The following is a 5,425-nucleotide window of genomic DNA, read 5'->3' as shown; positions in this document are numbered from 1 at the left end:
CCAGGCGTGGCCACCACGCCGTCGCCCGCGGGGGGAATTGCACCATTAGAGCCACGACACGCCGACGACACGCCGTCAAACAGCTCCTAATGCTGCAAAACCCCCCGTCGGCCCGGGCAGAGGGCGCAACAAGAACCGAACAGCCCAGCCACGATGCCTGGGAGCGGCTGCAACGACCTCGGCCACGCCAGCTGAACCATCACGAGCGCAGCCTTGACTCCGCCGCGCCTCCCGCGGCCCCAACCTCCGATGTCCCGACGCGCCGAGTCACGGGCACGCAACGCAGCTGGCTGAGCGGATACCGCCCCCGGGCGACAACACATCCGGATAGGACACCAACATCCGGATAGGACACCAACATCCGGATACCTTAATAACCTATCCACATCCGCATAACCTATCCGGATGCGCACAACCTATCCGGATAACCCCAGACAGAAGCCACGCCCGGGCCCGCAACGCAGCTGGCTGAGCAGGTACCACCCCCGGGCGACAACACATCCGGATAGGAAACCAACATCCGGATAGGAAACCAACATCCGGATACCTTAATAACCTATCCGGATGCGCACAACCTATCCGGATAACCCCAGACAGAAGCCACGCCCGGGTCCGGATGCCCAGCGCGCTGAGCCGCGGACCCGCGACGCAGCCAACGAGAGACCCACCCACCGACGGGCCGCCCACCCCCGGGCCACCATCACCACGGGCCGCCCACCCGCCACCGGGCAACCAGCACCGCGGCGCGGCTCCCACAACAGCCGCGGCCCCTTACAGCCCCAGGAATGCTTTGATCGCGGGCATTTCGCGCACGGCCTGGACCAGGCCGGCACGGTAGGTGGCTTCAAGACGTTCGCGACGGGATTCGGTGTTGTTGATCCACAGGTTATCGGGCGCGAACACGTAGGCCTGGCCGCGTTCTTCGAGTTCGAAGAGGAAGCGGCGTCCCGCGTTGTAGCGGTCGGGACGCTGGGCAACTCCTTCGAATACGGACGGGAACTGGTGGTATGCGGTGCGCAGGAGGGCGCCGACGCTGGCGGGCATGGGCGCTTTGACGTAGTCGCGGGGGCGGGTGAGGACGACGAGGAGTTTGCGGTAGCCCTCGCGCATGGGCTGGTCGAAGGGCAGGCCGCCGTTAGGACCGAGAGCGCCATCAACGTAGGTGTCTCCGTCGATTTCGACGGGCGGCATGAGGATGGGCAGCGTGGAGGATGCGCGGACGATGGGGCCGAGCGTGTCCAGGGTGCTCATTTCTTCCTTGGAGAACCAGCGTTCTTCACCGCGCGTGGCGTTGAAGGTGGCGACGCGGGTGGTGGCCGGGTTCGCGAGGAACGTGTCCATGTTGAAGGGCAGGGCTCCGTCGGGGTAGCAGATCTGCTGGTAGATGTATTCGGCGTTGAAGTAGCCGTGGCCTTTGCGGAAGTGTTTGAGTCCGCCGAATTCGGGGTCTTCGACGAGGTCGACGAAGGTCGCGTGTGAGCGGATCGCGTCGCGGGAGGTGAAGTTGCACAGGTGGCTGGATCCTGCGGAGACGCCGGAGATGTGGGGGAAGTTGATGCCTTCGGCGATGAGTCGGCTGACGAGCGCGGCCGTGTAGGCGTTGCGCATGCCGCCGCCTTCGAAGACGAGGGCGGTGTCGTCGATTGTGACCATCGTTGCGATGGATTCTTCGGGGGTCGGGTAGTGTTCTGGCGTTTCCTTCACGCTTCGACCCTACAGCCGCGCCTCGAACCTACGCTTGCGTATGCCCTGTGAAGACCACGTAGTGATAAAAGATGAAGCGGAATGCGGTGCCGAGCACGAATCCGACGACGTAGACGGCGATGTTGTCGGCGAGCGTGGAGGTGAGTCCGAGGATGTGGTGGGTGAACAGGAGGCAGAACTGTGAGATGACGATGCCGCAGGCGTTGGCGAAGAAGAAGAGGATGGCTTCGCGCGTGGCGTTGTCTCGGGTGCGTCCCCGGTAGGTCCACAGGCGGTTGGCGACCCACGAGTAGAAGGTGGCGGTCGCGGCGGCGACGAATTGTGCGGTGTTGGGGTGTCCGGCGAGGATGTCGAGCGGCCCGTGTTGGAGGAGGTTGAACAGCCCCATGTCGACGATGAAGGCGGTGGCGCCGACGAGTCCGAATTGGATGAATTCGCGCACCCAGGCGAGGATATGTTCGGCGAGGCTCATTGACGAGGCCGGGACCTCTTCTTCCTCCACCTGTCCGTGCGGCTGGGCGAGGGACGAGGCCGGGGCGGCTCCCTCGCGCGCGTATCCTGGAGTGGGCTGGGGATGGGTCGCGGAAGGGTCCGCGAGCGCGGGTTCGAGCGGGAGCGCCGCGGGTTCGAGCGCGGCGGATCCGCGTGAGGGAGCTTGTTCGTCGTTCACTCCCCTAGTGTCGCACGCACGCCCCGGTGTTTCTACCATCAGCCTTGACTGTATGACATCGCCTGAGGAGGACACGAATACATATCACCATTCCACAAAGGAAGCTCCTCCCAGTTCTCTGGAACACCAAGGTCCTTCACTGAAACAGGAGACACTTCGGGGAATTTATGCAAAAGATGCGGGAGGTCATTAATCCCCTCCAGATTCATCTTAGAAAGAAGATACTGGATGATGGTGAACTGCGCAAAGCACTTTCCCTTCTTTTCCTTCCTATTCCCCTCTTTCGCATCGTCAAGCACGAATCGACGCAGAAATCCGAGCTCATGATCCTCTCCTGTGAGCATGGGACTCTTAGGAAACGTCCTGCTATAGAGTCGACCATGATGCGCACACACATTTCTGACCTCATTCAGGCAATGCAGCCATGAACTTAGCTGAGATTCTGAAATATTAAGCTGTTGGGCGATTGCTTTCCTTTGCTCATCCCGAGCAAAACCATACAATAGGCGCAGGCCGCCCCAATCAAGCACATGCACAGCAACCCAGACCGGCAAAATCGCGTCGTATTTCTTTTTGTAATGAATGACCGAGTCTTCATTTGATCGCACAACAGATAAGCTATATTTGTCTAGCCATTCTGAATACTGCTCGGTTGGCCGAACATTGACCTTATCCCAAGCTTTTTTCCCGAGCTTATGTGGACTCAAGTGTATGTATGGATCAACCCGTCCAAGCTCGTGACTGATCATCAGCCGAAGCACAATTTCAATTTTCGCTAGCTGAAGCCCCGTGACAGCTCTTAGCTCTTGATCAAACCTGTACAGCTTGACCACTTTTTCGATCATGGTTCCTTCGATGAAATTATCGGAGAGAAGCCCCGTCTCCGCTTGCACAGCGCGATAGGGATAGGAATATCCAGACAGTCTATAGTATCCGATTTCACGAAGAGCTCGACGAGCGAATTCATCATCGCAGATTTCCATTCCCCTATCCTGCAGAATGGCGATCTGANGAAGACCGCCCCCACTCTCGCGCCACGCACGATGACGCCACGCACGGTACGGCGCGAGAGCGCGCTGTGTTACCTCGCTGCGCTACTGAGCGCCGCCGTCCCACCCGGGGCGCAGAGCGAAGGATTCGATCTCTCGCTCATACCCCGCCGACAGGAATCCGCCCGACGTCCGCAGATACTTCTCCAGCTTATTCGTTGTGAAGACCTCGCGGAGCTCTCCCCCATCCCACGGCTGGTAGGAGAGCGTAACGACGTGCTCGCGGTAGCGATCTTCAAGCGCGTAGACGCCTGTCTCAGTCACCTGGAATAAAGTCGGATGCGACACCGTCTCCGCAGGGATAGTGAAGAGGTGACGGGCCTGACCGCTCCTGAGATTGACCGTGAAGGCATGGCCCCTACTACTGATGAACCTGTACTCGTCTCCAACCTGAATCGCCTGATAGCCGAAGATCGTCAGATCGTTGCTCAGCGTGATCTCATCGCCATTCTCATCGAGGACAGGGATCACCGTGCGCTGCCCCGTCGACAGGTCCCAGCGCTGCAGAACCATGGGGCCAGTCGTTGCCATCATGCCAAAGTCACGAGCAGCGGCAGGATCGTCCTGCACCATGCTCGGCAGCGTGATGACATCCCCCTCGCAGGCGAACATGAATTGCCCTGATTTCAATCCCTCAATCATCGGTGCGGTGGCGAGGACTCTGGGCGCATCGTCAACGGGATCATCCAATTGCACGACAGCCGCGAGTTTCTCCGGATTCACAGGGTCACCCGACTGAGGCGTATAGGCCTCGTGGGCAGAGGCCTCGATGCTTTCGGATTCCTCGGTGTCGGTGATCGCCAGAACCCGCGCACCGCACAGTCCAACATCCCCTTTTGTGTCCCGTGTTTCCGCGCTTGTTATGGTTCCATCGAGCTCAATGGTATCGACCCGATAACCCCAGTTCCGCGACGCGCTAAGGACCGCGATTCGCCCATCGGGGAGCTCATAGCGCTTATATTCCAACGACCGATCAGCCGGGCGCGGAATACGTTGCGTTCCACTCGCCGTTGTCAGAAACTCATTGTTTTCTTCACTGTAGGAGAGGCCACGCTTAGTCCACGCCAAGTCCCCCACAGTCCTCTCATCGATAAAACTCAGGTCAACGTTACCCTCCTCGTCAAGGAGCCCGATCCCACTGTCGTAGGTTGGCTTTCCGAGGCCCGACACCGACCGTCCCTCACGCATCCACACAGCCATCACAGCATCACCCGTGCTCAGCTTGTCGACCGGCGTGCTCGTCGGCGCAACATACGACTCGCAGCTCGACAGAAGCACAGCAGCTGACAGCGCGGCCGCAACAATAGCGCCTCGGTGTGCGCCCCTCGAACTCAACAGGAGACCGCGTCGTCGCGCCTGCGTCTCCGTCGGCAGCGAGCCGGTGGCGTTAGCGTTCATCATCGATTCATCCTCGTCTGTGCGGCGGAGGGCGCTTCCACGCCCACCCCCAGAGTCTAGGGCACGAGGCCTGAGCAGCCCCGGCCTCGTACCCTTCCGATCAGGGAAGCGCGATCCCGATAGGATGAGAGCATGACGATTACGGCGGCGGCAGACGGTTCTTCCCTCGGCAATCCCGGGCCCGCGGGGTGGGCCTGGTACGTGGACGAGGACACGTGGGACGCGGGCGGCTGGCAGCAGGGCACCAACAACCTCGGTGAGCTGACCGCCATCCTGCGCCTGCTTCAGGCCACCGCCGACACCGGAGAAGAGCTGCACATCCTCGCCGACTCACAGTACGCGATCAACGTCGTGTCCAAGTGGCGGCTCGGCTGGAAAAAGCGCGGCTGGACGAAGGCCGACAAGAAACCCATCAAGAACCTGGAACTCATCCAGGAGATCGACCGCGCCATGGAAGGACGCCGCGTCACCTTCGAGTGGGTCAAAGGCCACGCGGGACACCGCATGAACGAGCGCGCCGACGACCTCGCGCGCGCGTGCGCCGAGGCCTACCAGGCCGGTCGCACGCCCGAGCCGGGACCGGGTTTCGGGGGCGGCTCGTCAC

Annotated in this window: 5 protein-coding genes; 1 reads left to right on the top strand and 4 read right to left on the bottom strand. The window is 60.9% G+C overall.

All coding sequences use genetic code 11. The features are described from left to right. Nucleotides 1–771: 771 nt before the first annotated feature. The 4 genes from BQ7477_RS10480 to BQ7477_RS10465 form a co-directional block, all read right to left on the bottom strand. Complete coding sequence (locus BQ7477_RS10480) at nucleotides 772–1,704, bottom strand: patatin-like phospholipase family protein (RefSeq protein WP_073983822.1); 933 nt, start codon at nucleotides 1,702–1,704, stop codon at nucleotides 772–774. A gap of 28 nt (nucleotides 1,705–1,732) precedes the next feature. Then, nucleotides 1,733–2,374 carry a GtrA family protein gene (locus BQ7477_RS10475; RefSeq protein ID WP_073983821.1) on the bottom strand — a complete coding sequence of 214 codons (642 nt, stop codon included), beginning with the start codon at nucleotides 2,372–2,374 and terminating at the stop codon, nucleotides 1,733–1,735. Nucleotides 2,375–2,412: 38 nt separating this feature from the next. Then, nucleotides 2,413–3,357, bottom strand: coding sequence for an Abi family protein (locus tag BQ7477_RS10470; protein ID WP_073983820.1), 945 nt, complete (start codon nucleotides 3,355–3,357; stop codon nucleotides 2,413–2,415). Nucleotides 3,358–3,468: 111 nt separating this feature from the next. Continuing rightward, nucleotides 3,469–4,824, bottom strand: a complete 1,356-nt coding sequence (locus BQ7477_RS10465) for a hypothetical protein (protein ID WP_234968805.1) — start codon at nucleotides 4,822–4,824, stop codon at nucleotides 3,469–3,471. 129 nt (nucleotides 4,825–4,953) lie between these two features. Here BQ7477_RS10465 and BQ7477_RS10460 point away from each other — a divergent pair. Further along, nucleotides 4,954–5,425, top strand: a 472-nt coding sequence (locus BQ7477_RS10460) for a ribonuclease H family protein (protein WP_129582575.1), incomplete at its 3' end; no start/stop codon positions are given.

The sequence above is a fragment of the Actinomyces bouchesdurhonensis genome (assembly GCF_900128465.1).
GTDB classification, from domain to species: domain Bacteria; phylum Actinomycetota; class Actinomycetes; order Actinomycetales; family Actinomycetaceae; genus Pauljensenia; species Pauljensenia bouchesdurhonensis.
Note: the sequence above shows the minus strand (reverse complement) of the source record. Positions and strands in the feature narration are given on the sequence as shown.